The organism is Bartonella sp. B12(2025) (assembly GCF_053795135.1).
On sequence record NZ_CP200031.1, the window covers coordinates 1 to 26,256 of the forward strand.

Below are 26,256 nucleotides of genomic sequence, written 5' to 3' on the forward strand. Positions count from 1 at the left end.
ATGGTGGATAAATTGAACTCTAAAGCTAATTCCTTTAAAAGGGTTTCGGTGAATATCCTGTCGGCAGAGAAAATAATAAATAGTAAGATGACGGATGTAGATGCGTCAGTTGGTAGAAATGCTTCTGTAGAGCATCCTATTATTTCAGAGGAGGAAGGTGTAGCGGCTTTCGCGCGTGTTATGGCGCAATTAAAGGCGCAGGTTGGTATCGAAGCTTATACAAGTTGGTTTGGCCGTGTGAAGCTTGCTGAATATAGCCGTAATCTTGTAAAGCTTTCTGTTCCTACAGCGTTTTTACGTTCATGGATTAATAATCACTATGGCTCTCTTTTGACAAATTTATGGAAACAAGAGAATTCAGCGATTCTTCGCGTTGAAGTCATCGTTCGTGGTATGAAACGTGTTTCGGGAGGCGTCGTTTGTAAAACAAGTGCGGCTCCTGTTGTTCTGGAAGAGCAGATGACTCCGTCTTTTGTTGAGAATTACACAGAGCATTCAGTAAAGAGTGCTCAAGCAGGTGTTTTTGGTTCGCCGCTTGATTCTCGTTATACTTTTGAAAGTTTTGTAGAGGGGGCTTCTAATCGTGTAGCTTTAGCTGCAGCGCGTTCGATTGCAGAAGGGCATAAAAGTGCCTTAAGATTTAATCCTCTTTTTATTCATGCATCTGTTGGTTTAGGGAAAACACATTTGCTTCAAGCTATTGCGGCGGCTGCGCTAAAGCGTTTAACTTCTGCGCGGGTTATTTATTTGACCGCTGAATATTTTATGTGGCGTTTTGCAACAGCTATTCGTGATAATGATGCTCTTTCTTTTAAAGAGCAGCTTCGTGATATTGATCTTCTCATTATCGATGATATGCAATTTTTGCAAGGAAAGTCGATACAGCACGAATTTTGTCATTTGCTTAATATGTTGCTTGATAGTGCAAAACAAGTTGTTGTGGCCGCAGATCGTCCACCAGCAGAGTTAGAATCACTTGATCTTCGGGTTCGGTCTCGTCTTCAGGGAGGGGTGGCCCTTGAAATTGAAGCGCCAGATTGTGAAATGCGTTTGAAAATGCTGCGCCAACGGTTGAAGGTGGCGCAACAAGATGACAGTATGATCTCAATTTCTGATGATATTCTGGAGTATATTGCTAGAACGGTTTTAGGGTCAGGGCGTGATATTGAAGGAGCATTTAATCAGTTATTGTTCCGTCAGTCTTTCGAGTCTGATTTATCTTTAGAACGGGTTGATGAGTTATTAGGTCACTTGATACGTTCCGGCGAACCTAAGCGCATTCGGATCGAAGAAATTCAGCGTACAGTTGCACGCCATTATAATGTTTCTAAACAAGATTTGTTGTCTAATCGTCGGACACGTACAGTTGTGAAGCCGCGACAGGTTGCGATGTATTTAGCAAAAATGTTGACACCTCGCTCGTTGCCAGAAATTGGACGTCGTTTTGGTGGACGTGATCATACAACAGTTTTACATGCGGTACGTAAAATTGAAGATTTGGTTTGTGGTGATCAGACATTGGCTAAAGAGCTTGAGTTGCTTAAGCGCTTGATTGGAGAGCAGGCTGCATAGTGTTTATAATTTTTCCTCTTTTTAGATGAAGTGTCGCAGAGAAATTAATGAGGATAGGTGTTTTTGCTTATGCAGTAGTCACTTGCCATTTTAAGAGAGGTTGAATAAACTTTAGCAGATGATTCTCTAAAGGGGATAGGTTTTTTTAATCTAGAGAGTTCCTATAGTTTTTAGTAAGTTGTAACGGAGATTTTATGCGTATTATAGTTGATCGCAATCAATTTCTCAAATCTCTTGGCCGTGTTCACCGTGTGGTGGAGCGTCGTAATACTATTCCCATTTTATCAAATGTGTTGATTGATGCAGATAATGGTAGTGTGCAATTAAAAGCAACGGATCTTGATTTAGAAGTTGCGGAAGTTTGTGCAGTTAATGTTGAGCAAGCGGGAGCAATAACTGTTCCAGCGCATTTGCTGTATGATATAGTTCGAAAACTTCCTGATGGCAGTGAAGTTGTGTTATCAGTTGATGTGAAGCAAGCAAGTACAATGTCTATTGTTTCCGGTTGTGCTAACTTTCAACTTCAGTGTCTTCCGACGACAGATTTTCCAGAATCGTTTCCGGGGCAGTTTGGTCATCGTTTTTCTCTTTCGGCATTAGGGTTGAAGCATTTGCTTGATTGTACGCAATTTGCTATTTCGACTGAAGAAACCCGTTATTATCTTAATGGTATTTATTTTCACGTTATTAATGATGGTGTTCTTAAGCTGCGTTTAGTTGCTACTGATGGTCATCGTTTAGCACAAGTTGACATGGAGGCTCCTTCAGGCATTGATGGTATGCCAGGTGTTATTATTCCCCGTAAAGCTGTAGGGGAGTTACAAAAGCTTCTTTCGGAAGAAAATGATGGTGATGTATGTGTAGAGATCTCAGAAACAAAGATTCGTTTTTCTGTGGGTTCTGTTGTTTTTACATCAAAGTTAATTGATGGAACATTTCCAGACTATAAACGTGTTATTCCTGTTGGAAATGATAAAAAATTGATTGTCAGCAGGCAGGATTTTTCTGCTGCAGTTGATCGTGTTTCAACGATTTCGAATGATCGTGGATGTGCAGTAAAGTTAATGGTTGAGCGTGAGCAATTGAGGCTTGTCGTTAACAATCCTGATTCCGGGAGTGCAGAAGATCAATTAGCAGTGACTTACACATCTGATCCGCTTGAGATAGGGTTTAATTCACGTTATCTTTTGGATATTGCTGGACAACTTTCGAGCAATGAGATGGTTTTTATGTTGGCTGATGCTGTGGCACCAGTTCTGATTCGTGATAATGATGATGCTGATGTGCTTTATGTGCTGATGCCTATTCGTGTTTAGGGACGAGAGTTTTGCAATGCGTGGCTGGTCGTGTGCACAAAGTGGCAGTGAGGCAGCTAAAGCTTGTGCGTTATCGCAATTATTCTTCCTTTAATATTCATTTTTCAGGCCAGCATGTAGTGTTTACTGGTCATAATGGTGCTGGTAAGACGAACCTTCTAGAGGCATTGTCTTTTCTTTCTCCTGGTCGTGGTTTACGGCGTGCGGCTTATTCTGATGTTAGCTTCGCAGATGGTAGAGGTGAAGGATTTGTTGTATTTGCGCGTCTTCAATGTGCTCTTTATGGTGAAGTGAATATTGGTACAGCTTTAGAAATTGGTGATAACAGTCGAAAAGTACATATTAATGGTGTGCATGAGACAGGTGATTGCCTAACAGATTACTGTCATATCAGTATTCTGGTTCCTTCTATGGACGGGCTTTTTACAGGTCCTGCGCTTGAGCGTCGTCGTTTTTTGGATCGTATGGTTTTGGCTATTGATCCTTTGCATAGTCGCCGCATAGCAGATTATGATAAAGTTATGCGCGCACGTAATCGTTTATTTTCGGATGGAAATGAAGATTATGCTTGGTTTGATGCTTTAGAAAAGCAGATGGCTGAACTAGCAACGGCTATTGCTGCGGCGCGTATCGATGTGGTTCGGCTTTTAAATGATATGTTTGCACAAATGCCATCTCAGATACCGTTTCCACGGGCTTTTTTGCAAATTGATGGTTTTTTAGAAACAGCTCTTAGTAAAATATCAGCGGTTGAGGTTGAAGAGAGATTTTGTGATCGATTGCGGCATAACCGTGCAATAGATCGTGCTGCTGGGCGGACATTAGAAGGACCGCATCGCACAGATTTGCAGGTTTTTTATGCTGATAAAAATATGGCTGCGACATATTGTTCAACAGGTGAACAAAAGGCTCTGCTAACAGGTTTAGTTTTGTGTCATGCGCGTTTAACAGGAATAATGTCGGATAGGGCTCCCATTCTTCTTCTTGATGAAATGGCTGCTCACCTTGATTCTTATCGGCGTGCTGCGTTATTTGATATTCTTGATGATTTAGGTGGGCAAACATTTATGACAGGAACAGATCGCATCTTATTTGATGCCTTAAAAGGACGGGCGGAGTTTTTTGAGATTAAGGATGGATCTTTATTGCAGTAAAAATATGCTACAAGTTTTTTATAAGGTGATGGTCAAGAAAAGAGGCTTACTATGTCTACAATTATAACGGTTTTAAATGGTCCTAATTTAAATTTTCTTGGTAGACGTGAGCCAAAAATTTATGGCACCGAAACTTTAGAAGATATTAAACAATTTTGCAAGGAATCTGCAGTAAAGTTTGGTATGGTATTGCATTTTCATCAAAGTAACTGTGAGGGGCAGTTGGTAGAGTGGATACAGGAAGCGATAGGGGTGAGTTCTGGATTGATTATTAATCCAGCTGCTTATAGCCATACATCCGTTGCAATTCTTGATGCATTAAAAATGTTTACAGGGCCTATAGTAGAGGTTCACTTATCCAATATTTATCAGCGTGAAGATTTTCGTCATCAGTCTTACGTTTCTACAGGTTCGGATGCGGTTATTGTGGGGTGTGGCAGTGATGGGTATCGGTTTGCGCTTGAATATCTTGCTAGACGGCTTAAGTCTGGTATAGGAGGGTGTCAATCGTATAATGTTGGTGCTGATATTTGAATTTTCTTGATAATTCTTTTTAAATAGGTAAGCATGTTTATGAGAAGTTATCTGTTGTTTATGATGACTTCTGATTATGATGGGGCAGGTGATATGAGAAACTTTTTTACACAAATGAAAATGCTCGTTATTTTAGGAGTGTTGTTATTTTTATCGGGTTGTAAAATTGATGTTCTTCAGCCAAGCGGATATGTCGCGCGTCAACAGCTTGTTTTAATTGTTGTTTGCGTTCTCGTTATGCTGTGTGTTGTAATTCCAGTAATGGTTAGCGTGGTGTTTTTAGCTATCAAATATCGCGCTTCAAATAAAGTAGCAGAGTATTTACCTGATTGGGGGCATTCCAATAAAATTGAAGCATTTATGTGGGGCATTCCGATTGTTATTGTAATGGTTTTGGGGTCGTTGACAGCTTATTATACTTATAAGCTTGAGCCGGAGAATTCGCTTCCAGTGGATGTTGTTGGTGAAGGAAAGCCGTTGCAAGTAGATGTTGTGGCTCTTGATTGGAAGTGGCTATTTATTTATCCTGAATACAATATTGCATCGATCAATGAGATTTATGCGCCTAAAGGTCGTCAGGTTTTTCTGCAGTTGACGTCAGAGAGTTCTGTGAATGCCTTTTGGGTGCCAAAATTGGGTACTGTTCTTTATGCTATGCCACAGATGAATGCTAAATTGCATTTAATGGCTGATGAACAAGGAATATTTAAAGGAGCATCGGCAAATTACAGTGGAGATGGTTTTGCAGGTATGCGGTTTCAGTGGCATTCTGTATCTTCGCAGGACTTTGACAATTGGGTTGATAAAGCTCGAGCAAAAGGTAAAGCACTTGATCGTGTATCTTATCGTCAACTTTCCATTGCGCCTCGTATGAGTGATGTTGCTGCGAAAGAAAAAGATGCTGAAGTACGTTATTTTGCACCTGTTGAAAAGCGGCTTTACTATCGGATTGTCAATCGGTGTGTTGATGAAAATACGGTATGTAATGAAGACTTAATGAAGCGGGCTGCAGCTCAGACACTGTGGGGAGCGCTTTGTTCTGTTTTTGATCCCGATGTTATTTAGGGTATCAATCGAGAAAGAATCCTTTTTAAAAATAAGGTTTCTTTTAAACTGAAATTCATTTGATATGGGTTGAGAAATGTTTGGAAGACTTACAGATCCTACGGCTGGTGCTTTTCATGCACTTGCACATGAACCGATCGTTTTGTACACATGTATTGCGATTGTTGTGGGTGGCTTAATTGCTGTTCTTGCTTTGACAGTACTTGGATGGTGGGGAGTTCTATGGAAAAATTGGATTACAACAGTTGACCATAAACGCATCGGCATTATGTACATCATTCTTGGCATTATCATGCTTGTTCGTGGTTTTGCTGATGCGATTATGATGCGTTCACATCAGGCTTTGGCGCTTGGAAGTGAAACGGCGGGATATCTGCCGCCTGAGCATTTTGATCAGATTTTTTCGGCTCATGGCACTATTATGATTTTTTTCATGGCTACGCCGATTTTGTTTGGTCTTTTCAATTATCTTATACCACTTCAAATTGGCGCCCGTGATGTTGCTTTTCCATTTGCGAATAATCTGGGGTTTTGGATTACAGCTGCAGGAGCAATACTGATTAACATATCACTAGGTGTTGGTAATTTTGGCCGAGGTGGTTGGTTGATGTATCCACCTTTTTCTGAGTTGCAAAATAGTCCAGATACAGGGGTAGATTATTATTTATGGTCACTTCAGCTTTCTGGTATTGCGACAACGATGGGTGCAATTAATTTTGTTGCAACCATTATTAAAATGCGTGCTCCTGGTATGACAATGATGAGAATGCCAGTCTTTTGTTGGAGTGCTTTTGTTAGCAATATCCTTATTTTAGTTATTTACCCTGTCTTAGCTGTAGCTTTTGCACTATTGGCGTGTGATCGTTATTTGCACATGAATTTCTTTACCAATGTTGCTGGTGGGAATCCAATGGTATGGATTAACTATGTTTGGATTTTTGGTCATCCTGAAGTTTATGTTTTAGTTGTTCCTGCTTTTGGAATTGTTTCTGAGGTTGTGTCTACTTTTTCTTCAAAACGTCTTTTTGGTTATACTTCAATGGTATGGGCAATGTTGGTTATTTTGATTCTTTCGCTTCTTGTTTGGGGACATCATTTCTTTACAATGGGTGGAGGAGAGGCTGTGAATACCTTCTTTGGTATTGCGACGATGATCATCTCAGTTCCAACGGGTGTCAAAGTCTTTAATTGGTTGCTGACAATGTATAAAGGTAGGATTCGCTTTGAACCTCCAATGCTCTGGTGTATGGGGATGATCTTTACATTCGTTGGTGGTGGGTTGACGGGTGTTTTGTTGTCTATTGTACCTGCTGATTGGCAATTTCATAATTCGCTCTTTTTGATAGCTCATTTTCACCATACAATTATTGGAGGTGTCGTTTTTGCTTATCTAGCTGGTCTTGCTTTTTGGTTTCCAAAGGCTTTTGGTTATAAACCGAATCGAGCACTAGGTATTGCATCTTTCTGGTGTTGGTTTGTTGGTTTTTACCTCGCTTTTTTCCCAGTTTATGCGCTTGGTTTAATGGGTGCGACGCGCCGTCTCCAACATTACACGGAACCTAGTTGGCAGCCGATGTTTATAATTGCTGCGGTGGGGGCTTTTATTATTTTGCTCGGTATCCTTTGTTTTGTGCTGCAGGTGCTCTTGGCGATTTGGTACGGTATCAAGCATAAGGGATGCTTACCAGTAACATTAAATGATTCTTGGGGTGATGCACGGACACTTGAGTGGCTTACCTCTTCACCACCTCCTTCTTACAATTTTGCAATACTTCCAGAGGTGCAATCTGATGATGCTTATTGGAATATGAAGAAGAATGGTTATCAGCGTCCGACAAGTGGGTTTGTAAAAATTCATATGCCGTCAAATACGTCGGCGGGAATTATTGCGGGGTTCTTTTCGTTAGTTGTTGGTTTTGCTCTTGTTTGGCATATTTGGTGGCTTGTTGCGATTGGATTGATTGGCTTTGTTGCAACAATTGTAGGGCATTCATTAACAGGTGACCATCATGGTTACTATATTTCAGCTGAAGAGGTGCAAAAAACAGAGGATGCTTTTACAGCTGTTCTTAAAGAACAAGGAGTAACAGTATGAGTGCGACGGCAATGGATAATGCTCACATTGATGAGCACCACCACGACAGTAGCTCGATAATGATATTTGGTTTTTGGATCTATATTCTGTCGGATTTGATCCTGTTCTCAACGCTTTTTTCAAGTTTTGCTGTTTTTTCTGCTTCTTATGGTGCGGGCAAAGCTGGAAATGAGTTTATTGATTTAAAGTTTGTTTTGGTTGAAACCGCTATTTTATTATTATCATCAATTACTTATGGGTTTGCAATGATACAAACACATAAAGGTAATCTCGGTGGTGTGCGTTTATGGATGACCATTACCTTTGTACTTGGATGTTGCTTTGTTGGAATGGAAGTTTATGAATTTCATGAGCTTTTGAGCGAGGTTTTCTATTACGATCCTGGTGCTTATGCAGGTATTGATCCTGCAACAGGTCTACAGCTTTTCGGACGAGAGGTTCTATCCGCTTATTGGTCAGCTTTTTTTGCTTTGGTTGGCACCCATGGTCTTCATGTGAGTGTTGGTCTTTTCTGGATGATAGTGATGTTTTTTCATCTCCGTCGTGGTGGCTTGGATCAGGATAATAAGACACGTTTGACATGCCTTTCAATTTTCTGGCATTTGCTTGATATTGTATGGGTTTGTGTTTTTACCATGGTTTATCTGTTAGGAGCATTGTAATGAGTATGCATAACGAAACACATAGCCCTAGTACTGCTTCCTATTTAATTGGTTTTATTCTGGCTGTATTTTTCACTTTGGGCTCTTTTATTCCTGTGATGTATGGGATGATGGAAAGCTGGGCAATTAGCACAAAGGTTGTATATCTTATTGGGATGGGTATTATTCAGATTATAGTGCAAATTGTTTTCTTTTTGCACTTGAATTCTGGTCCAGATGCCAAATGGAATTTAAGCGCCTTGTGGTTTGCAGCTATCTGCGTTTTTATTATTATTGGGGGTACTTGGTGGGCTATTTCTCATTTGAATTATAATATGATGGGTGGTTCAGGACGTGTTATTGAGCCGGAAATATCAGAAGTAGATAGCTCTGTATCGACGTCGGAGCAATTATTAGATACACAAAGGTCAGTGGAACAGTTATCAGATGACGATGTGTCCTCAGAGAATTTGCCAAGTATGCAAGCTCCTGTAGAAGAGTAGTTCTCAAGAATCAAAAATATCTATGGAGCCAGTGCTAATTGCATTGGCTTTTTTAATAGGCGTTGATCACAAAAATGTTTGAGGGACATAAGGTGGATGCTAACACAAGGTGTAGGTGAAGTAATCATTAGGGAGCATCATGATTTTGAACGTGCTTTTGTTTTAAACGAGAAAAGCCATGGATAATTCAGTGAAACCTTAATTTTTGTTTGAGAGAAGCAGCCTTTTGTAGAATGTACAAAAATGATATTTATACAATTTTGTACAAAAAATATGAGGGCCTTTAAGAAAGTTTTATGTTGCGTTAGAAGAGCTGCTAAGAAGTAGTGCTTTCAAATCCAGAGAATTTATATTAAAGATATACCTTACTTGAAGGTATTTACAAAAATGATGTACAGTTAAAACAAAAAATTTGGAAAATAATCAGAAAACTTAATGAAAGCCGTTTTGATGACAGTTATTGGTGCCGGTTCTTTTGGCACTGCGTTAGCCATTGCTCTTGCCCGTAACGGCCATCGTGTCTTGCTTTGGGGGCATAATCCTCAGCATATCAGAGAATTACAGAAATATCGTTGCAATCAAACGTTTTTACCGGATATTCGATTTCCTGAAAGTCTATCGCTTGAAGCTTCTCTTGGAACTGCAATAACGGCAAGTCATAATATATTAATTGCTGTTCCAAGCCGTGTATTTCATCAGGTATTGTGCAATATTCAGCCTTATTTGGATCAACATTCACGTATTATTTGGGCAACGAAAGGCTTAGAGTATGGTACGGGACGCCTTTTACAAGAAGTTGCCCGCGAAATTTTAGGTGATAAAATTCCTTTAGCTGTCCTTTCTGGGCCAACTTTTGCTAAAGAACTTGCTATAGGTTTACCTACTGCAATTACGGTAGCAGCTTCTGATGCTGAGTTTAGTGAAGAACTACAGCAGCTTTTTCATTGTAGCAAAAATTTTAGAGTTTATAAAAATCAAGATATGATCGGTGTTCAATTAGGTGGAGCAGTCAAAAATGTCATTGCTATTGGTGCAGGAATATCAGACGGCATGGGATTTGGAGCAAATGCTCGAATAGCTCTTATCACACGAGGATTAGCTGAAATCAGTCGTTTAGGCGTTGCTATGGGCGCTGAGCTTTCCACATTTATGGGTATGACAGGTTTAGGTGATTTGGTTTTGACATGTACTGATAACCAATCGCGCAATCGCCGTTTTGGAATGCTGTTTGGCAAAGGAATGGATCCAGAAGAAGCAAAAAAACAGGTTGGTCAAGTTGTTGAAGGTTATTTAAATACTAAAGATGTGCATACATTGGCACAACGTATCGGAGTAGAAATGCCAATTACAGAGCAAATTTATCAAGTTCTATTTTGTGGCAAAAGCGTAGTTGAAGCAGCCAATACATTGTTGAGTCGAGCACTCAAGGATGAGATGCATGATACAGTATACTTTTAAATTATTTCAACACATGGATATGGTTATAATATAACGAAACTTTGAAATAGGTTATGCTAACCGTTAAAAAAGGTGCCAATACTTTAGCGAACTGTAGAGTTAAATGAGCTAGTTTTTTATGTAATATAACTTAAATATGAAAAACTTTATCGTTGCTTAAGTTATATCTTTGAAAATAAGCCACTCTTTTCAATTAGCATTATATACACTAGAGAAAACGCCCAACGTATTTCTAAAATGGTATGGAAACAATCACTTTGCTATTTTAAAAAGTACTACGGTTGGTTATCCTCCTCCTCGAGTTTCTTCGCTTTGTTTTAATTCTTCAAGTGTTGGCATGGACATAATGTTATAACCTGAGTCAACATAATGAATTTCACCAGTAACGCCGGATGATAAATCAGAAAGTAGGTAAAGAGCAGATTTTCCGATTTCGTTGATATTTACAGTACGACGCAATGGTGCATTACGGCGTTGATACGAAAAAATTGCGCGCGCAGCCGCAATACCATTACCCGCTAAAGTTCTAATAGGGCCTGCTGAAATTGCATTAACTCGGATATTTTGGGGACCAAAATCTGCTGCTAAATAGCGCACCATAGCTTCTAAAGCAGCTTTAGCTACACCCATGATATTGTAATTAGGTACAACTTGCTGTGAAGCTCCATAGGTGAGTGTTAAAAGCGTACCTCCATTGGGCATAAGCTTACCAGCACGTTGGGCAATTTCAGTAAAGGAGTAAGCTGAAATAACCATTGTGCGCTTAAAGTTCTCGCGTGTTGTAACATCAACGTAACGTCCTTTTAGTTGAGTTTTATCTGAAAAACCAATGGCGTGAACAACGAAATCAATTGTTTTCCATTCTTTTTCAAGATGTTCAAAGACGCGATCGACATTTTCAATTTTTTCAACGTCACATTCAAACAACAATTTGCAACCGAGCTTTTCGGCTAATGGTTGAACCCGTTTTCCGAAGGCATCTCCTTGATAGGTAAATGCTAATTCAGCTCCTGCTTTTGCTAGTTGACATGCAATACCCCATGCAATCGAATGGTCATTTGCCACCCCCATAATAAGGCCGCGTTTGCCCTCCATCAAACCTTTCATATTATTCTCCGTAAGACCTTGCTTCTTCAACCAGCTAAGAATTCCTGTTTATGTATAGCGTTGAAAAATGAGCGTTGCATTGGTACCGCCAAAACCAAATGTATTTGACAATACAGTATTAAGTTTTTGATGATCACGACGTTTACGAACGATTGGCATATCGGCAAAAGCTGGATCAAGTTCTTCAATATGAGCGCTCTCGCAAATAAAATTATGATTCATCATTAACAGTGTATAGATTGCTTCTTGAACACCTGCTGCTCCCAAAGAATGACCAGTTAGAGATTTGGTGGCGGAAATTGGCGGGCATTGATCACCTGCTCCAAAAATACGGCGAATCGCTTCTATTTCGGGCGGATCACCAACAGGTGTTGCTGTTGCATGAGGATTGATATAATCAATTTTGTTATTTACGGTTGCAAGTGCCATGCGCATACATCGTTCTGCTCCCTTGCCAGATGGAGCAACCATATCATGTCCATCGGATGTAGCACCATATCCAACAATTTCCCCGTGGATTTTTGCACCACGTGCTTTAGCAAGCTCTAACTCTTCAAGAACCAAAACACCAGCCCCACCAGCAATTACAAATCCATCACGATTGACATCATAGGCACGTGAAGCTTTTTCTGGTACGTCATTATATTTGCTGGACATAGCGCCCATAGCGTCGAATAAAACAGATAATGTCCAGTCCAAATCTTCACAGCCACCGGCAAAGATACGATCCTGCTTGCCGTATTGTATTAATTCATAAGCATTGCCAATACAATGATTAGAGGTAGCACAGGCTGAAGAGATTGAATAGTTCACTCCTTTAATTTTAAAAAAAGTTGCAAGCGTTGCGGATGCTGTAGAACTCATTGCTTTAGGCACAGCAAAAGGACCAACGCGCTTTGGACCTTTTTGGCGTGTAATGTCAGCGGCTTCAACGATTGATTGAGTTGAGGCACCTCCAGAGCCCATAATAATACCCGTGCGTTCATTTGATACTTCATGAATTTCTAGACCCGCATCAGCAATTGCTTGATCCATAGCGATATGATTCCAAGCAGTTCCGCGTCCATGAAAACGCAAAGCACGCCGATCAACAAACTCTTCTATATTAACATCAGGTTTGCCATAAACTCTGCTACGAAAACCTAATTCGGCATACTGGGGTGCATAAGAAATTCCGGATTTTGCTTCATATAAACTGGTTAAAACAGTTTGAGGGCTATTCCCAATCGCGGAGATAATTCCCATTCCGGTTATAACAACTCGACGCATTCATACCTCCTTGTTTCATACAGAATAACAAAATGTCTCTTTCAATGGAAATAATTTTAGTCTTCTTTAAATAAAGCAACACGTAAATCACTAGCTTTATAGATGGTTTCTCCATCTGCTTTTACCCATCCATCAGCTATTCCCAAGACCAAATTCCCACGCCTGATACGTTTAAAATCTATTCCATATTCAAGAAGTTGGGTTTTCGGAGTTACCATACCTGATAATTTTACTTCACCTATTGATATAGCTCTTCCTTTTCCTGGCTCACCTAACCAACCGAGAAAAAAACCTGTTAATTGCCACATACCATCTAAACCAAGACACCCTGGCATAACCGGATCACCTATAAAGTGACAATCAAAGAACCATAGATCTGAAGTAATATCAAATTCGGCACGGACCATTCCTTTATTGTATTCACCGCCAGTTTCACTAATTTTGGTGATTCGATGAATCATCAACATTGGTGGTGCAGGTAATTGTGCATTACCCTTACCAAATATTTCGCCGCGAGCGCAGCTTAGAAGCTCTTCATAAGTGTAGCGAGACTTTTGTTCGGCCATTGTTACTCCATTTATTTGCGTATATCTTTACTTTTGCGCTTTTCCCCAACTTACTTTTAGAGCAAATTTTCAGGAGAGGGAAATGATTTTATATCATTTTTAATGACAAAAGCCCTTTTTTATGTATCCTGCGTGGTAGGTTATTTAAAAATGAGATAAAAAATTGTACCATACCGTTTCTATTTTTTGTATTTTAACCTTATTTGAACAAAAATGTGTTGTGGTTTTTTAATATGTCAGTGAGTGCAGACAATTTAGATTTGAATGAAGAGCAACAGTCTACGAAAGATTCTAGGAAGGTTGCGAATTATTATGCCATTTCTACATTAGAAAGATGTTTGCGCCAAAATGGTTTGCGGCCGACACGCCAACGGTTAGAACTTGCTAATATGATTTTTTCTCAAGGTAATCGTCATATTGCTGCTGAAGAGCTTTATGAAGAGGCAATTAGATTGGGTGTGCCAGTGTCTTTAGCAACTGTTTATAATACGCTTCATCAATTTACGGAGGCGGGGTTGTTACGGATTATTGCCGTAGAAGGTTCGAAAACTTGGTTTGATACCAATACGTCTGATCACTATCATTTTTATATAGAGGGCGAAAATCGTATTCTTGATATTCCTTGCAATTTGGGAGAAGCTCCTATTGTTGGGAATTTGCCTAAACCACCAGAGGGTATGGAAATTTCGCATGTTGATTTGATAATTCGGTTAAAGCCAAAAAAACTGCTCTGATTATAGGACATAGAAAGTTCAATAAAGAGTAAGAGTTAATCTTGATTAATTTGAAGTTTTACCAACCTTTTATTTTTTCATCAGGATAGATTCCCCATAATTGGGGTTGATGGAGCCATCCTCGGACATTCTTAATGTTTAGTTCGCACCAGTGTCCATCGCATTGACGAATATTACCAATGACATTAGGCTCTACTTCTGCTACAAGTTCTGCGTTGTCTGCGGGGCTTTTGCGTAGCATCAGCCTTTTTGTTTTATCTTTTTGCCATGGAATAGTTATAGCGGTTCTTTTTCCTGATAAAAGCGATTGATATACCCATCCCTCATCACCTTCGGCATCACGAATTTTGCGCCATTGATCATATTCTTGGATGATTTCAATAGGTAATCCCTGTTTTTTGTAGGTAAAGATGATAGAATAATTGCTTCCTGGTCCGACGCGCACATTAACACGCGTGGGTTTAATCGAAGCAAACCGAGGAAGAGGTAAACCACTTGGCCCTAAATTTTGATTAAATGTTTGTGCATACAAAAAACGAAGTGAACTGAATACAAAGACTCCTGCTATTAGAGTACATAATGCGGGCATTGAGAATCGAAACCAACTAGAATATTGCACAATTAAACCTTTTATCTCTTCACTTCTATATATTGGCAATTAAGATCTGGAAGATAGGATTGAAAATGAACAAAAGCTATAACATATCGCTGGTTAAAGAGATCTAAACAATGAGAAAACTGTTACAAGAATAAAAATAAAACCAAAATTTAAGCTTTGTAATGCTGTGTTTGCTTATTATGGTATATCTTTAATAAGATTCCAATTCTCATGTAGTTGTCTGCTTGAGATAAATATTAGATATTGGAACCGTTGAGTATCTTTTAAGCTGTATCAGCTTTTGTATGACGGGTGCTAGAATATTGCATCTAATCTGTGTGGTTTATTTCTGAAATGGGATACAGCTATACGCGTATTATGAATTAAAGAAACTGTTAAATAATAATAGCTCAGTAAAAGAATTGGCATGTGGCTTGAAAAGCAACTTTAGAATGAGATTAAATGTCTGTTAATGAAACGTTTAAATGCAAGAACATGAGCAACGTTGAGAGGAGACCAAGGTATAGTTGGCTTATGACTTTTGCAAATATAAAGATGCTGGTTCTCAGGGGTAACACTTCTTACAAACTTTACGGTTTGGTTGTAGGGATGATTAATTGGTAATATGCAGTATGTTAAACAGACAGATGGAGCTATATTAACACGTATTAATTCAGAATCGTTACGCACACAATTGCATATTGTGATAGTGATTTATATTTCGCGGTCTGAGCTTATCCAAAGGATTTGAAATTGAATTTGAATCAGATGTGAATACCCTCACAGGATTTGTGCATAGAAAAAATTATATTAAGAGACAACAAACAACATCCAACACTCACTGTTAATGTCTGCATTCTTGCGAATATAACTTTATAATACATTAAAGAAGTATACTACTTCGGTGCAGCAGTACGAACGTTACCAACAAGACCTTCTCTTTGCGCACGTTTACGAGCAAGCTTACGTGTGCGACGAACAGCTTCAGCCTTTTCACGAGCACGCTTCTCCGATGGTTTTTCATAATAACCACGCATTTTCATTTCACGGAAGATACCTTCACGCTGCATCTTTTTTTTCAGCGCGCGTAGCGCCTGATCAACATTATTATCACGAACAAGTACTTGCACTGCTTATCCTGCCTTGTTTCACTGCCATAAATAATAGGAAAAAACCCACCGTCTTTTAAAGAGATATCTAAAAGAACACATATCAGAGATGTATATCATATAAAGAAGGTGTTTGTCTATATCGCTTTTTAAAATTCTATTCTTTTTGCTATAAGGCACTCTTTCTAATGAATGACCGGGTTCACAAATACAAGGTTATGAAAGTCCTTGTATCTGATCATTTTCATCAAGATAAAACTTTTCAGCGATAGGGTAATGCGGTAAGCCAGGCATGGTCATGACATCTCCGCAAATAACGACAATAAAGCCTGCACCCGCCAAGAGACGAATTTCTCGTACAGGAATTTCAAAATCAACAGGGGCACCATATTGAGTAGGATCAGAAGAAAAGGAATAGGGGGTTTTAGCCATACAAATAGGGTATGCGCCAAAACCTTCTTTTTCCCAGCATTCAAGCTGTTTGAGAAGAGAATCCGGGATGATAGCTCCACGTCCACCATATAGAGTTGTTATAATAGAATTAATTTTTTGAACGAGTGGAAGGTCATCTTGATACAGAACTTTAAAACGGGCACTTTTTTCTTCAATTAAGGTAACAAGTTTTTGTGCGAGTTCTATAGCGCCTTTCCCACCGTGTTTCCAATGCTTGCAGAGAACGGCTTTGTGTCCAGTTGTTGCAACTATTTTTTGTAACGTACTTATTTCAGCATCGCTATCAGTCTCAAAATAATTGATAGCAATAATACAAGGGATACCATAGTGTTCCATGTTTGTGATATGCCGTAAAAGATTGGCTGCTCCCTTTTTTAAAGCAGTGATATTCTCTGTTATCAAATTATTTTTATCTACACCGCCATTCATTTTTAATGCGCGAATTGTTGCGACAATCACAGTAGCATCTGGTACAATATCTGCTTGTCGACATTTAATGTTAAAGAATTTCTCTGCTCCAAGATCGGCTCCAAATCCTGCTTCCGTGACAACATAATCGGCGAGTTTTAAGGCAGTTTTTGTTGCGATAACTGAATTACAGCCATGTGCAATATTAGCAAAAGGTCCCCCGTGGACAAAAACAGGGTTATTTTCAATTGTTTGTACGAGGTTGGGCTGCATGGCCTCTTTGAGGAGCACTGTCATTGCACCTTCTGCATTAAGGTCAGCGACTGTCACAGGCGTTTTATCATAACGATAGGCGATGATAATTTTTTTGAGTCTTTGTGTAAGATTTTCTAGATTTTCGGCAAGACAAAAAATGGCCATAATTTCTGATGCGACAGTAATATCAAAACCTGTTTGACGTGGAAAGCCGTTGGTGACTCCCCCCAATGAAATAACGATATCGCGCAATGCGCGGTCATTCATATCAAGGACTCGCTTCCAGACAATGCGGCGTGGATCAATGTTCAGAGTGTTTCCCCAGTAGATATGATTATCTATCATTGCGGCAAGAAGATTATGAGCAGCTGTAATGGCATGAAAATCGCCAGTAAAATGCAAATTAAGGTCATCCATTGGTACAACTTGGGCATAACCACCTCCAGCAGCACCACCTTTCCTACCAAAACAAGGACCTAAAGATGGTTCTCTTAAGGTGGCTATTGTTTTTTTTCCAATAAGATTAAGTGCATCATTTAGTCCAACCGTTGTCGTTGTTTTTCCTTCTCCGGCAGGTGTTGGATTTATAGCGGTGACAAGGATAAGTTTACCATCTGGATTTTTATTGAGAGATTTTATGTATGCAGAAGAAATTTTAGCTTTGTCATGTCCATACGGGATGAGATTTTCATGTGCAATACCAATTTTCTGTGCAATTTCAGTAATGGGACGCTTATGAGCAGCGCGCGCAATTTCGATATCTGTTTTAGACATAGGAAAATTCTTTAAATTTGATGTTTGTTAGCATTTAGGTCGTGCACTATAATCAGGCAATAGAACCATAGCACATGGAAATATGATAGGATACTATAAAAGTTGATTGCATGTTGTGCTAGGAAAGAATGTTAAATTAGGGCAACACAAATTAATTGCTGGTGGTCTTTAAATTGAGAAAACAGAGAGATGATGACTGAAAAGCGCAAAGATATTTTTTGAGAGTGCAAGAAAATATAGAGATTGTTCAAAATCTTATACAGTATGCCTTATTTATGTACTGGAGAATTGTATTCAAGGAAGGCTTCGAGCCTAAGAGAAAAGAACGATGGCGCACCCGAAGAGATTCGAACTCCTGACCCCCAGATTCGTAGTCTGGTGCTCTATCCAGCTGAGCTACGGGTGCATACATCCTTCAATTTTACATCATTAAGACAAGGGCTTCCTAATCGTTTCATTTAGAAATTGCAAGTGAAACTTAGTAAAAATGGAAATTTTATCATTTTATCCGTTATACATTTTTAGTAAAGGTAAAAGTATATTTCTGATTTCAGTTGGGTTTTTACATGGTGTTTTTTGTTACATGAACGATAGTTAACTTGACGCTTTAAGCTATGCAAGATAATCAGATGTAAATGGGGTATTTTTTTGCAGTGAGGAGCAGAACACTGCCTACAATTCGGTTTTTGTTTGAAATTCGGATGCTACTGTTGAGGAGTATTTCGAACAGATTTGCATGTTAAAAGCAAGGATAGATGTTATGGGGTTGTTAAAAAAGATCTTTCCACCGGTGTTTTTCATTGTCGTTTTGATGATTGCTTACTGGGAGGGGAAACAGAGTTCAGAGCGATTTATTCCTGTAATGAATAAGACATCAAGTGCGTTGATGGGAAGGCCACCGACAAATGTTGTTGTTGATCTTGTTAAAGTTCAAGATTTTTATGAACAATTGAATGCACTTGGTAGTGGACGAGCATTTGCTGCAGTGGAGTTAACCCCTTGGTCATCAGGTGTTGTTGATAAGCTTTTTGTGTCAGCTGGTACAAAAGTACAAATGGGTGATGCGATTGCAAAGCTTGATTCTAAAAAGGAAGAGATAACGGCTGCAAAAGCAAAAGTACAACGTGATAATAGTGAATTAACGCTTTCGCGTGTTCTTAAGTTACGTTCCAGCAATACAGCAACGGAAGTTCAGGAGATTACTGCACGCTTAGAGTTAGATAACGCAAATTTGGCTTTGCGTGATGCTGATTTAGCGCTTGATCGGCGAACAATTCGTGCACCAATTAGCGGAGTTGTTGGCATTTTACCCATTGATGAGGGCAATGCTGTAACCCTTAATACTGTAATAGGCCATATTGAGAATAGGGAACGTATTTTAGTCGATATATGGGTTCCTGAACGATATGTATCGCAGATACATAAAGGAGATGAAGTGACTGCAACATTAACGGCACAGCCGAATAAAGCTTTTGTTGGTCACATTTATGCGATTGATAATGTTGTTGATCCAAAAAGCCGCACACTTCATATTCAAGTTGAAATCAATAATGAAAAAGATACACTTCTGTCTGGTATGTCTTTTTCTGTTGCGTTTCAATTCCATGGTGGCTCTTTTCCTGTTGTTAACCCTCTTGCAGTTCAATGGAACAGCAGCGGATCATTCGTTTGGCGTGTAAGAGAGGGAAAGGTAGAACCTGTTCCAGTATCAATTATTCAGCATAAAGCAGATCAGGTATTTGTGGACGCACCCTTAGAAAATGGTGATCAAGTTGTCATACAGGGAGTACAGATGCTCCACCCAGGAAGCAGGGTTACTTTTGATGATCCAAAAGCTCATCAACAGCAATTATCATTAGTTTATGGGCAGGATGTATAATGAGCCAAGAGTTTAGTACGAAACAGTCTATGGTACAGGCGGAGCAAGGTAGTATAATTGCCTTATTTATTCGTAGGCCAGTTTTTACTTTCGTTGTGAATGCTATGATCATGATTGCAGGACTTGCTGCATGGTTGAACGTTGATGTACGCGAATTACCGGATGTTGATACTCCAGTGACGACAATTATGACCACTTTTTCTGGTGCATCAGCAGAAACAATTGATCGTGAAATTACAAGAATTATAGAAGATGCTGTTTCTCGTGTTTCAGGTGTTAAGACGATTTCTTCAACTTCTTCTTTTGGGCGTTCCCGTGTGGAGGTTAGTTTTAATGTTGGTGTGGATTTGAATGTTGCAGCATCTGATATTCGTGATGCTCTGTCTCGTGTTGACCATTCTTTACCCAAGGATGCGGATACACCTCTTATCATTAAAGCAGATTCGAATGCTTCTGCGATGATGTATTTGGTTGTAACTTCACCAACGATGAGCATTGATGATTTAACGACGGTTGTAAACGATCAAATTGTTGATGCACTTTCTGCTGTTGATGGTGTTGGTGATGTACAGCTCGATAGTGCTCGCACGAAGATTTTTCAGATTGATGTAGATCAAGCGAGACTTGCCAGTTATGGATTAACCGTGGCAGATATTTCACGTGTTCTTGCTGATATGACAACGGATGTGCCAGTTGGATCATTACGTAACTCTAAGCAAGCTTTAATTGTACGTGCTACTGCACGTTTAACAACACCAGAAGCTTTTGAACAAGTTGTCTTAAAGCCTCATGTGCATCTTGGTGATGTTGCGCGTGTTACTTTGTCGCCTGATTTAGAACCGGTTATTCTTCGTATCAATGGAAAGACGGGAGTCGGGTTGGGTATTGTGCGTAAAGCACAATCCAATGCCCTTAATATTTCCAAGGGTGTTAGAGCGACTCTCGATAACCTCAAAAGTGTTATTCCTTCTTCTGTACATATAAGTATTGTTAATGACGATGCACTTTTTATTAAAAGCGCACTTCATGAGGTTGAGGTTGCATTGGTCATTGCTATTCTTAGTGTTGTTTTGGTTATTTTCCTTTTTTTAAAAGATATTCGTGTAACGCTTATTCCTACTTTATCTCTTCCTGTAGCTTTGATTGGTACAATTGCGGCTATTTATCTTGTGGGATTTTCATTGAATATTCTCACGTTTTTAGGACTTGTTTTGGCAACAGGGCTTGTGGTGGATGATGCCATTGTTGTTCTTGAGAATATTGTTCGGTGGCGCAATATGGGATTAGGTTCTAAGGCGGCAGCGGTTCTAGGAACACGTGAAGTATTTTTTGCTGTTTTAGCAACAACATTGACTTTAGTGGCGGTTTTTGTGCCTATTTCTTTCCTTCCTGGACAAATTGGAGGGCTTTTTAGAGAATTTGGTTTTGTATTGGCAGTCTCTATTTTGCTTTCTTCGATTGTTGCTTTAACTCTTTGTCCTATGTTGGCTTCACGCTTTCTCAAGGGAAATGTCGAAAGTAATGAACAAGAAGCACGTCATTTTGCTTTTTTGTATAAATTTGGCTCTTTTTTTTCTAAAGGGTATGCTCATAGTTTGCATAAATGTTTAGGAAAGCCCTGGGCTGTTGTCTTTGCTTCACTTATTTTTGCGGGTTTTTGTGTTGGAGGCTATATGAAGTTGCAACAGGAATTGACACCAACAGAAGACAGGGCTCTTATCTTTTTGGTCATTAATGGGCCACAGGGTATTTCAACGGAATATCTGAATGAGCAGATAGAGCAAATTGAAGCGAGTTTACAACCGTTACGTGCTTCTGGAGAAATTGCTAACACTTATTCTATCGCAGGCTTTGGTGGTTCGTCTAATACCGGTTTTTTGGTTTTGTTGCTTTCATCTTGGGATAAGCGTTTACGTAGTCAGCAACAAATCCTAGAAGATGTTAATGCAAAGGTTAGACAATTTCCTGCAGTTTTTGTATTTTCTGCGCAGGGAAATTCTTTAGGTGTGAGGGGAACTGGTCAAGGATTACAATTTGCAATTTTGGGGAATGATTATACGAAATTACAACACACTGCTGATAAGCTGGTTAATGCTTTACAAGCTGATCCGCATTTTATTCGTCCACGTCTTACTGTTGATACGACGCAACCACAATTTTTTATTGAAATTAATCGAGAAAAAGCATCTGATTTAGGGATTGATATCACAAATTTGGGTAATACATTACAAGCAATGTTGGATGGTAAAAAGATCGGTTCCGTTTCCGTGGATGATCATTCTTATGATGTTAAATTGACATCGCGTAAGAATCCTATGAAGAGTCCTGGTGATTTAGAAAACATTTTTTTAAAAACAAAAGAAAATCAGTATGTTCCTTTGTCAGTTATTGCGAATTTACATGAAAAAGCTATCGCTCCCCAACTAAAACGGGAGAAACGCATGAGTGCTGTTATTTTAAGTGCAAATCTTGCTCCAGGTGTCGCTTTAGGGAATGCTTATCAGACTGTACAGAAAATTGCTGCTCCTTTGTTGTCGGAAGGAAATTATCTAGTTCCTTTGGGGGAAGCAGCGACACTTAATGAAACACTTTCCAATTTTATGATTGTTTTTGGAATTGCCTTTGTGATTATTTTATTAGTTTTGGCCGCACAATTTGAAAGTTTTGTTTCAGGATTTATTATTATAGCTACTGTACCATTAGGGGTTGGTTGTGCTGTAATTGCTATGCTTTTAAGTGGAGTTAGCCTTAATATTTACAGTCAAATTGGTTTAATTTTGTTAGTTGGCATTATGGCCAAAAATGGTATCCTCATTGTTGAATTTGCAGATCAGTTGCGTGATCAAGGTAAAAGTGTGCGTGAAGCTGTAGAAGAGGCAGCAAATATCCGTCTTCGTCCAGTTTGTATGACGATGATTTGTGCTATTTTAGGGGGTATTCCTTTGGTTTTAGCCAAAGGTGCTGGTGCAGAAGCACGTACAGCCTTAGGTTGGGTTATCGTTGGTGGTTTAGGTTTAGCAACTATTTTTACACTTTATCTCACACCGATTGTTTATCTCTTTCTTGGACGTTTTGTGAGACCAAAAGCAGAAGAAGCTACAAGCTTGGCAAGAGAGCTCAGTCAAGTTGAATGATATATCTGGTAGGAAAGGTTAAAGTTTTTTTATTTTCGTTTTAAAAAATGCCGTTTTTGAGCCTTATTCTTTATGTCTTCGTACTGCTCCATTTTGTATGTGAGCAGTAAGGATTGGTTATAAAAGAGGCATTTTCTGTTTCATTATTGTTTGTCCGTAAATGACATTTTCAATAACTGTGTGAAATAAGTCCATGGGAGATGATTTATCGCTTCGAAACGAAAAAGCTTTTTAGGAAATTTTTAAAGCTTTAAGAGGGTACGCTGCAAAGGATGGGATTTGTGATATTCGTCTGCATTTTCTAAAAGATAAACAGCGTTTTTCCCATTTTTCTTTAAGGCTTGACGATCCCCTTTTCGATTTTTTGAAATGTAGCGTAACATTTAAAATGTTGCAGTTCCTAGAAGATTTGGTTATCACAGCAGATGTGTTAGGCCTGCATGGGGCAATGTTTTCCGGTAAGGCCATTAATGCAACTGAAAAGCGCTCAGTTCTTCATATTGCATTTTGCATTACGTTTGCTTGCTGACGAAGTGTTCATGTTGGATGGTCGCGTTCTTGTTTATATGGAAAGATTCTCTGAAATGGTTCGTGATGGCAGCTATAAGGGAAGCAGTTGCGAAAGGAAACGATATCGTAAATATTGGTATTGGTGGCTCTGATCTTGGATCTGCAATGGTTACGAATGTTTTAAAACCTTATCACGATGGTTCGCATTGTTATTTTGTGTTTAATGCTTACGGTGCACGTATTTCTAATACTGTTTTTGTTGTGAATCCAACAATAACATTCTTTGTCATTGCTTCTAAAACTTTTACAATGGCTGAAACAATGGTAAATACTCAAGTTGCACGTCAATGGATTAGTTCACATTTAAGGGGAAAAGCTGTTTGCATGCATTATGTTGCTGTTTTAAGTGCGCTTAATAAAGTAGCAGATTTTGGCTAGATTTTTCAAGAGTTTTTGGATTTTGGAATTTGGTTGGAGGGGGCGTTATGCGATTTGGTCAGCTATTGGTCTTATTATTATGTTGGCGATAAATGATAGTTTTTCTAGTTTTTCAGTGGCGCCTAGCAGATGGATAAACATTTTAAAACGATGCTTTTGTATAAAAATATTCCTATTCGATTTTCTCTTTTAGGATTTTGGCATCGTGTTATTTGTGGTTATTTATCATGTGCTACTATTCCCTATGCACAGCGTTTAGCGCGTTTTCCTGCTTTATTTGCAACAATTTGATATGGAATCAAATAGTAAGCAGGTTTCTTTGGATGGTAAGCCATTAACTTTTTCAAGTGAGCTGGTTGTTTGGAGTATTTCAAGGACAAATAGTCGACGTGCCTTTTTTCAGTTTCTGCATCAAGGAACAGATGTTATTTCTATAGAGTTTGTTTTATTTATAAAAGGGCATGAGCGAAATTTACATTCTATGTATGCCATGTTGATAGCGAACTACTTAGCACAATTAAAGGCTTTGATGAAGGGATGTAATATCGAAGATGTTCTGTGTATTCTTGCAAAAATAAAATTGGTAGGCGTGAAGCAGATAGTTTAGCACTTCATAGAAGTTTTGAGAGAAACCATCCTAGTATTATGCTGGTTCAGGATTTATTAACACCTTTTGCACTGGAACGTCTCATTGCACTTTATGAGCATCGTATTTTTGTTGAAGGTACTCAAATGAATATTAATTCATTTGATCAATGGAATATTGAGTTTGATAAAGAATTAGCAAATGAATTGTTACTAATACTCTGCGGAGAAAACAAAGCTGAGAACCGCGATAGTTTAGCAATAGAGCTGTTGCACATCAGGTGAGACGTGCAGAATAAATATAATTTAACAGTAGATTTTGTATTAAGTAAGAAGAGGTGTAATGAGATAGGAATGCACAATAATCTATTATTTTTATTATTATTTTAGCTGCGCTATTTGCAAAATTGGAGTTTGACAGAAGAAAATCAAAAAAGAGCGAAAAACTATAAAAATAGGAATTTTATAGCAAAAAGAAGAGAAGACTTTACAGAATCTTTAAAAGTTTTCTAAAAGTTTTTTGGAAAAATCAATTGGTACAAAACTTGGTGCAAATTACATGCAGATGAGCACCTAATAAAGATTTTTAATGAGGTCATTTTGTAGATACTGTGGCGGAGAGAGAGGGATTTGAACCCCCGATAGAGTTGCCCCTATGCCGCATTTCGAGTGCGGTGCTTTCAACCACTCAGCCATCTCTCCATATGTTAAAGTGCGACAAAATTTCACACTGTTTAAGTATAGGCGGGTAGATAACCTTCAATTTCTTTTAGCACAACCTTTTTTGCTTTTTTGTGAGACTTTATTGACAGGGAATAGAAATTTCGCCATATACCATAAAATGCAAGCGTGTAGGAATCTGCGCGTGTTTGTGTTTGGGAGGATGTTTTTATCCTTCTTAAAAATCTATTACGACTGATAAGAAGCAGCCTATTTTCCCTTATTGATAAGGTAAGAGCTAAATAAGAGCTGGAATGAACGAAAGGATAAAAAATGTTCGCAGTCATTAAAACTGGTGGTAAGCAATACCGTGTTGTTGCTAGCCAAGTGGTGAGCATTGAGAAAATTATTGGCAATGCCGGTGATATTGTTGAATTCAAAAATGTATTGATGGTTGGGCAAGAGGGTGATGCGGTTATTGGTGCGCCTTTTGTTGCAGATGCTTTGGTTACGGCAGAGATTGTAGGGCAGGTACGTGGACGTAAGGTTATCTCATTTAAGAAGCGCCGTCGTCAAAATTCGAAACGCACGCGTGGTCATCGCCAAGAATTAACAACACTTCGTATTTTAGAAATTTTAACGGGTGGTTCAAAGCCTAAAAAAGCAGCTGTATTAAAAGAGACGACAAAGGAAACAAAAGCTACCGCTTCTGTTAAGAAAACAGCCAAGAAAACTGCCGAAAAAAAGACCGCGCCGCAGAAGAAAGCGGCTGCAGCATCAAATAGTAAAGAAGATTAAAGGAGAACGTCCATGGCACATAAAAAAGCTGGTGGTTCCTCGCGTAATGGCCGCGATTCAGAATCAAAACGTCTTGGTGTTAAAAAATTTGGTGGTGAAGCCGTTATCGCTGGAAATATTATTGTTCGTCAGCGTGGTACGCGTTGGCACCCTGGTGACAATGTTGGCATTGGAAAAGATCATACTCTTTTTGCGCTGTCAAATGGAACGGTTTCTTTTCAAAGAAAAGCGAATAACCGTTCATATGTTTCGGTCATTCCTATGGTAGGGACAGTAGAGTGATCTGTAGCATTCTCTGCTAATAAGCCGAAATTTCATTGGATTTTGGTTGTGAGATTATGAGTTTTGGAAAGGAAAGGTGGGGTACTATCTTTCCTTTTTTGTTCTCTATGATATGATGCAAAATGAGGGTCTGTAGGAAACTGGAAAATAGAATCTGGGAAAATCTGTTTCCTAAATAATTAAAAGATTGGTGTTATGTTTTGTTTGTACTGAATACATTGATGTGATGATAGAGCGAACAATAATCGGTGTATAATGAGGAATGATGCGGAAAGTCTGCTTTCTTTTCATGCATGAAAAAGCGTTAGACAATTTATTTTCGGAGAATTTTAGAGAAACTTGATGGAAGCGTTTGCGCG

Annotated in this window: 24 protein-coding genes, 2 tRNA genes and 1 pseudogene; 18 read left to right on the plus strand and 9 right to left on the minus strand. The window is 38.9% G+C overall.

The window, feature by feature from the left end:
- The 9 genes from dnaA to gpsA all read left to right on the plus strand — a co-directional run bounded on the left by dnaA (position 1) and on the right by gpsA (position 10,338).
- Positions 1-1,572, plus strand: coding sequence for a chromosomal replication initiator protein DnaA (dnaA, locus tag V3564_RS00005; RefSeq protein WP_455480835.1), 1,572 nt, complete (start codon positions 1-3; stop codon positions 1,570-1,572).
- 194 nt (positions 1,573-1,766) lie between these two features.
- The gene (dnaN, locus tag V3564_RS00010; RefSeq protein WP_455480836.1) at positions 1,767-2,888 is read left to right on the plus strand and encodes a DNA polymerase III subunit beta; all 1,122 of its coding nucleotides are present in this window, start codon (positions 1,767-1,769) and stop codon (positions 2,886-2,888) included.
- A 20-nt stretch (positions 2,889-2,908) separates the two neighbouring features.
- Positions 2,909-4,042: a DNA replication/repair protein RecF gene (gene recF, locus V3564_RS00015; protein WP_455480837.1), complete on the plus strand. Its 1,134-nt coding sequence runs from the start codon at positions 2,909-2,911 to the stop codon at positions 4,040-4,042.
- Between the two features lie 51 nt (positions 4,043-4,093).
- Positions 4,094-4,576, plus strand: a complete 483-nt coding sequence (gene aroQ / locus V3564_RS00020; protein ID WP_455480838.1) for a type II 3-dehydroquinate dehydratase — start codon at positions 4,094-4,096, stop codon at positions 4,574-4,576.
- 93 nt (positions 4,577-4,669) lie between these two features.
- Positions 4,670-5,641 carry a ubiquinol oxidase subunit II gene (gene cyoA / locus V3564_RS00025; RefSeq protein WP_455481480.1) on the plus strand — a complete coding sequence of 324 codons (972 nt, stop codon included), beginning with the start codon at positions 4,670-4,672 and terminating at the stop codon, positions 5,639-5,641.
- A gap of 76 nt (positions 5,642-5,717) precedes the next feature.
- Positions 5,718-7,736 carry a cytochrome o ubiquinol oxidase subunit I gene (gene cyoB, locus V3564_RS00030; RefSeq protein ID WP_455480839.1) on the plus strand — a complete coding sequence of 673 codons (2,019 nt, stop codon included), beginning with the start codon at positions 5,718-5,720 and terminating at the stop codon, positions 7,734-7,736.
- Positions 7,733-8,398, plus strand: coding sequence for a cytochrome (ubi)quinol oxidase subunit III (locus V3564_RS00035; RefSeq protein WP_455480840.1), 666 nt, complete (start codon positions 7,733-7,735; stop codon positions 8,396-8,398). The genes cyoB and V3564_RS00035 overlap by 4 nt, the downstream gene beginning before the upstream one ends.
- Positions 8,398-8,880 carry a cytochrome o ubiquinol oxidase subunit IV gene (cyoD, locus tag V3564_RS00040; RefSeq protein WP_455480841.1) on the plus strand — a complete coding sequence of 161 codons (483 nt, stop codon included), beginning with the start codon at positions 8,398-8,400 and terminating at the stop codon, positions 8,878-8,880. Before V3564_RS00035 ends, cyoD begins: the two co-directional genes overlap by 1 nt.
- 435 nt (positions 8,881-9,315) lie before the next feature.
- A complete protein-coding gene (gpsA, locus tag V3564_RS00045; protein WP_455480842.1) occupies positions 9,316-10,338 on the plus strand; it encodes an NAD(P)H-dependent glycerol-3-phosphate dehydrogenase in 1,023 nt (340 codons plus the stop codon).
- Between the two features lie 285 nt (positions 10,339-10,623).
- Here gpsA and fabI read toward each other — a convergent pair whose 3' ends face one another.
- From fabI to fabA, 3 genes are read right to left on the minus strand one after another with little or no spacing between them, the layout of a single operon-like run.
- Positions 10,624-11,445 carry an enoyl-ACP reductase FabI gene (gene fabI / locus V3564_RS00050; protein ID WP_455480843.1) on the minus strand — a complete coding sequence of 274 codons (822 nt, stop codon included), beginning with the start codon at positions 11,443-11,445 and terminating at the stop codon, positions 10,624-10,626.
- Between the two features lie 48 nt (positions 11,446-11,493).
- Positions 11,494-12,714, minus strand: a complete 1,221-nt coding sequence (gene fabB, locus V3564_RS00055; protein ID WP_455480844.1) for a beta-ketoacyl-ACP synthase I — start codon at positions 12,712-12,714, stop codon at positions 11,494-11,496.
- Positions 12,715-12,770: 56 nt separating this feature from the next.
- Entirely contained in the window at positions 12,771-13,280 is a 510-nt protein-coding gene (fabA, locus tag V3564_RS00060) for a 3-hydroxyacyl-[acyl-carrier-protein] dehydratase FabA (RefSeq protein ID WP_455480845.1), read from the minus strand.
- A gap of 233 nt (positions 13,281-13,513) precedes the next feature.
- Between fabA and irrA the strand changes: the two genes are divergently transcribed.
- The gene (gene irrA, locus V3564_RS00065) at positions 13,514-14,014 is read left to right on the plus strand and encodes an iron response transcriptional regulator IrrA (protein ID WP_455480846.1); all 501 of its coding nucleotides are present in this window, start codon (positions 13,514-13,516) and stop codon (positions 14,012-14,014) included.
- 58 nt (positions 14,015-14,072) lie between these two features.
- On the opposite strand, the gene V3564_RS00070 is transcribed toward irrA, so the two are convergent.
- From V3564_RS00070 to V3564_RS00085, 4 genes are all read right to left on the minus strand, one after another.
- The gene (locus V3564_RS00070) at positions 14,073-14,633 is read right to left on the minus strand and encodes an SH3 domain-containing protein (protein WP_455480847.1); all 561 of its coding nucleotides are present in this window, start codon (positions 14,631-14,633) and stop codon (positions 14,073-14,075) included.
- Positions 14,634-15,508: 875 nt separating this feature from the next.
- Entirely contained in the window at positions 15,509-15,742 is a 234-nt protein-coding gene (gene rpsU / locus V3564_RS00075) for a 30S ribosomal protein S21 (protein ID WP_455480848.1), read from the minus strand.
- Positions 15,743-15,937: 195 nt separating this feature from the next.
- The gene (locus V3564_RS00080; protein ID WP_455480849.1) at positions 15,938-17,611 is read right to left on the minus strand and encodes a formate--tetrahydrofolate ligase; all 1,674 of its coding nucleotides are present in this window, start codon (positions 17,609-17,611) and stop codon (positions 15,938-15,940) included.
- Between the two features lie 329 nt (positions 17,612-17,940).
- Positions 17,941-18,017: transfer RNA gene (locus V3564_RS00085), tRNA-Arg, on the minus strand.
- Positions 18,018-18,371: 354 nt separating this feature from the next.
- Here V3564_RS00085 and V3564_RS00090 point away from each other — a divergent pair.
- Positions 18,372-19,490, plus strand: a complete 1,119-nt coding sequence (locus V3564_RS00090) for an efflux RND transporter periplasmic adaptor subunit (RefSeq protein ID WP_455481481.1) — start codon at positions 18,372-18,374, stop codon at positions 19,488-19,490.
- A complete protein-coding gene (locus tag V3564_RS00095) occupies positions 19,490-22,624 on the plus strand; it encodes an efflux RND transporter permease subunit (RefSeq protein ID WP_455480850.1) in 3,135 nt (1,044 codons plus the stop codon). Before V3564_RS00090 ends, V3564_RS00095 begins: the two co-directional genes overlap by 1 nt.
- Before the next feature lie 242 nt (positions 22,625-22,866).
- Here the strand turns inward: V3564_RS00095 and V3564_RS00100 are convergent, their stop codons facing one another.
- Positions 22,867-23,007, minus strand: coding sequence for a hypothetical protein (locus V3564_RS00100; protein ID WP_455480851.1), 141 nt, complete (start codon positions 23,005-23,007; stop codon positions 22,867-22,869).
- A 5-nt stretch (positions 23,008-23,012) separates the two neighbouring features.
- Between V3564_RS00100 and V3564_RS00105 the strand changes: the two genes are divergently transcribed.
- The 4 genes and pseudogenes from V3564_RS00105 to V3564_RS00120 all read left to right on the plus strand — a co-directional run bounded on the left by V3564_RS00105 (position 23,013) and on the right by V3564_RS00120 (position 24,442).
- Positions 23,013-23,153 (plus strand): hypothetical protein, encoded by a 141-nt coding sequence (locus V3564_RS00105; RefSeq protein WP_455480852.1) that lies wholly within the window; start codon positions 23,013-23,015, stop codon positions 23,151-23,153.
- Positions 23,154-23,299: 146 nt separating this feature from the next.
- A pseudogene (locus tag V3564_RS00110) lies at positions 23,300-23,863 on the plus strand (hypothetical protein).
- A 1-nt stretch (position 23,864) separates the two neighbouring features.
- Complete coding sequence (locus tag V3564_RS00115; protein ID WP_455480853.1) at positions 23,865-24,179, plus strand: hypothetical protein; 315 nt, start codon at positions 23,865-23,867, stop codon at positions 24,177-24,179.
- 38 nt (positions 24,180-24,217) lie between these two features.
- Positions 24,218-24,442, plus strand: a complete 225-nt coding sequence (locus V3564_RS00120) for a hypothetical protein (protein WP_455480854.1) — start codon at positions 24,218-24,220, stop codon at positions 24,440-24,442.
- A gap of 327 nt (positions 24,443-24,769) precedes the next feature.
- Here V3564_RS00120 and V3564_RS00125 read toward each other — a convergent pair.
- Positions 24,770-24,859 (minus strand) — tRNA-Ser (locus V3564_RS00125).
- 291 nt (positions 24,860-25,150) lie between these two features.
- Here V3564_RS00125 and rplU point away from each other — a divergent pair.
- Together rplU and rpmA are read left to right on the plus strand one after the other, a co-directional pair.
- On the plus strand, positions 25,151-25,615 hold the full coding sequence (gene rplU, locus V3564_RS00130; protein WP_455480855.1) for a 50S ribosomal protein L21: 465 nt from the start codon (positions 25,151-25,153) through the stop codon (positions 25,613-25,615).
- 12 nt (positions 25,616-25,627) lie between these two features.
- Positions 25,628-25,897: a 50S ribosomal protein L27 gene (rpmA, locus tag V3564_RS00135; protein ID WP_455480856.1), complete on the plus strand. Its 270-nt coding sequence runs from the start codon at positions 25,628-25,630 to the stop codon at positions 25,895-25,897.
- The last annotated feature ends 359 nt before the right edge of the window (positions 25,898-26,256 follow it).

Bases quoted from the DNA above. Each gene is read 5' to 3' on its own strand.
- dnaA (WP_455480835.1), top strand. From the start codon at position 1: ATGGTGGATAAATTGAACTCTAAAGCTAATTCCTTTAAAAGGGTTTCG.
- dnaN (WP_455480836.1), top strand. From the start codon at position 1,767: ATGCGTATTATAGTTGATCGCAATCAATTTCTCAAATCTCTTGGCCGT.
- aroQ (WP_455480838.1), top strand. From the start codon at position 4,094: ATGTCTACAATTATAACGGTTTTAAATGGTCCTAATTTAAATTTTCTT.
- cyoA (WP_455481480.1), top strand. From the start codon at position 4,670: ATGAGAAACTTTTTTACACAAATGAAAATGCTCGTTATTTTAGGAGTG.
- cyoB (WP_455480839.1), top strand. From the start codon at position 5,718: ATGTTTGGAAGACTTACAGATCCTACGGCTGGTGCTTTTCATGCACTT.
- V3564_RS00035 (WP_455480840.1), top strand. From the start codon at position 7,733: ATGAGTGCGACGGCAATGGATAATGCTCACATTGATGAGCACCACCAC.
- cyoD (WP_455480841.1), top strand. From the start codon at position 8,398: ATGAGTATGCATAACGAAACACATAGCCCTAGTACTGCTTCCTATTTA.
- gpsA (WP_455480842.1), top strand. From the start codon at position 9,316: ATGAAAGCCGTTTTGATGACAGTTATTGGTGCCGGTTCTTTTGGCACT.
- fabI (WP_455480843.1), bottom strand. From the start codon at position 11,445: ATGAAAGGTTTGATGGAGGGCAAACGCGGCCTTATTATGGGGGTGGCA.
- fabB (WP_455480844.1), bottom strand. From the start codon at position 12,714: ATGCGTCGAGTTGTTATAACCGGAATGGGAATTATCTCCGCGATTGGG.
- fabA (WP_455480845.1), bottom strand. From the start codon at position 13,280: ATGGCCGAACAAAAGTCTCGCTACACTTATGAAGAGCTTCTAAGCTGC.
- irrA (WP_455480846.1), top strand. From the start codon at position 13,514: ATGTCAGTGAGTGCAGACAATTTAGATTTGAATGAAGAGCAACAGTCT.
- V3564_RS00080 (WP_455480849.1), bottom strand. From the start codon at position 17,611: ATGTCTAAAACAGATATCGAAATTGCGCGCGCTGCTCATAAGCGTCCC.
- V3564_RS00090 (WP_455481481.1), top strand. From the start codon at position 18,372: ATGGGGTTGTTAAAAAAGATCTTTCCACCGGTGTTTTTCATTGTCGTT.
- V3564_RS00095 (WP_455480850.1), top strand. From the start codon at position 19,490: ATGAGCCAAGAGTTTAGTACGAAACAGTCTATGGTACAGGCGGAGCAA.
- V3564_RS00100 (WP_455480851.1), bottom strand. From the start codon at position 23,007: ATGTTACGCTACATTTCAAAAAATCGAAAAGGGGATCGTCAAGCCTTA.
- V3564_RS00105 (WP_455480852.1), top strand. From the start codon at position 23,013: ATGTTGCAGTTCCTAGAAGATTTGGTTATCACAGCAGATGTGTTAGGC.
- V3564_RS00115 (WP_455480853.1), top strand. From the start codon at position 23,865: ATGGAATCAAATAGTAAGCAGGTTTCTTTGGATGGTAAGCCATTAACT.
- V3564_RS00120 (WP_455480854.1), top strand. From the start codon at position 24,218: ATGCTGGTTCAGGATTTATTAACACCTTTTGCACTGGAACGTCTCATT.
- rplU (WP_455480855.1), top strand. From the start codon at position 25,151: ATGTTCGCAGTCATTAAAACTGGTGGTAAGCAATACCGTGTTGTTGCT.
- rpmA (WP_455480856.1), top strand. From the start codon at position 25,628: ATGGCACATAAAAAAGCTGGTGGTTCCTCGCGTAATGGCCGCGATTCA.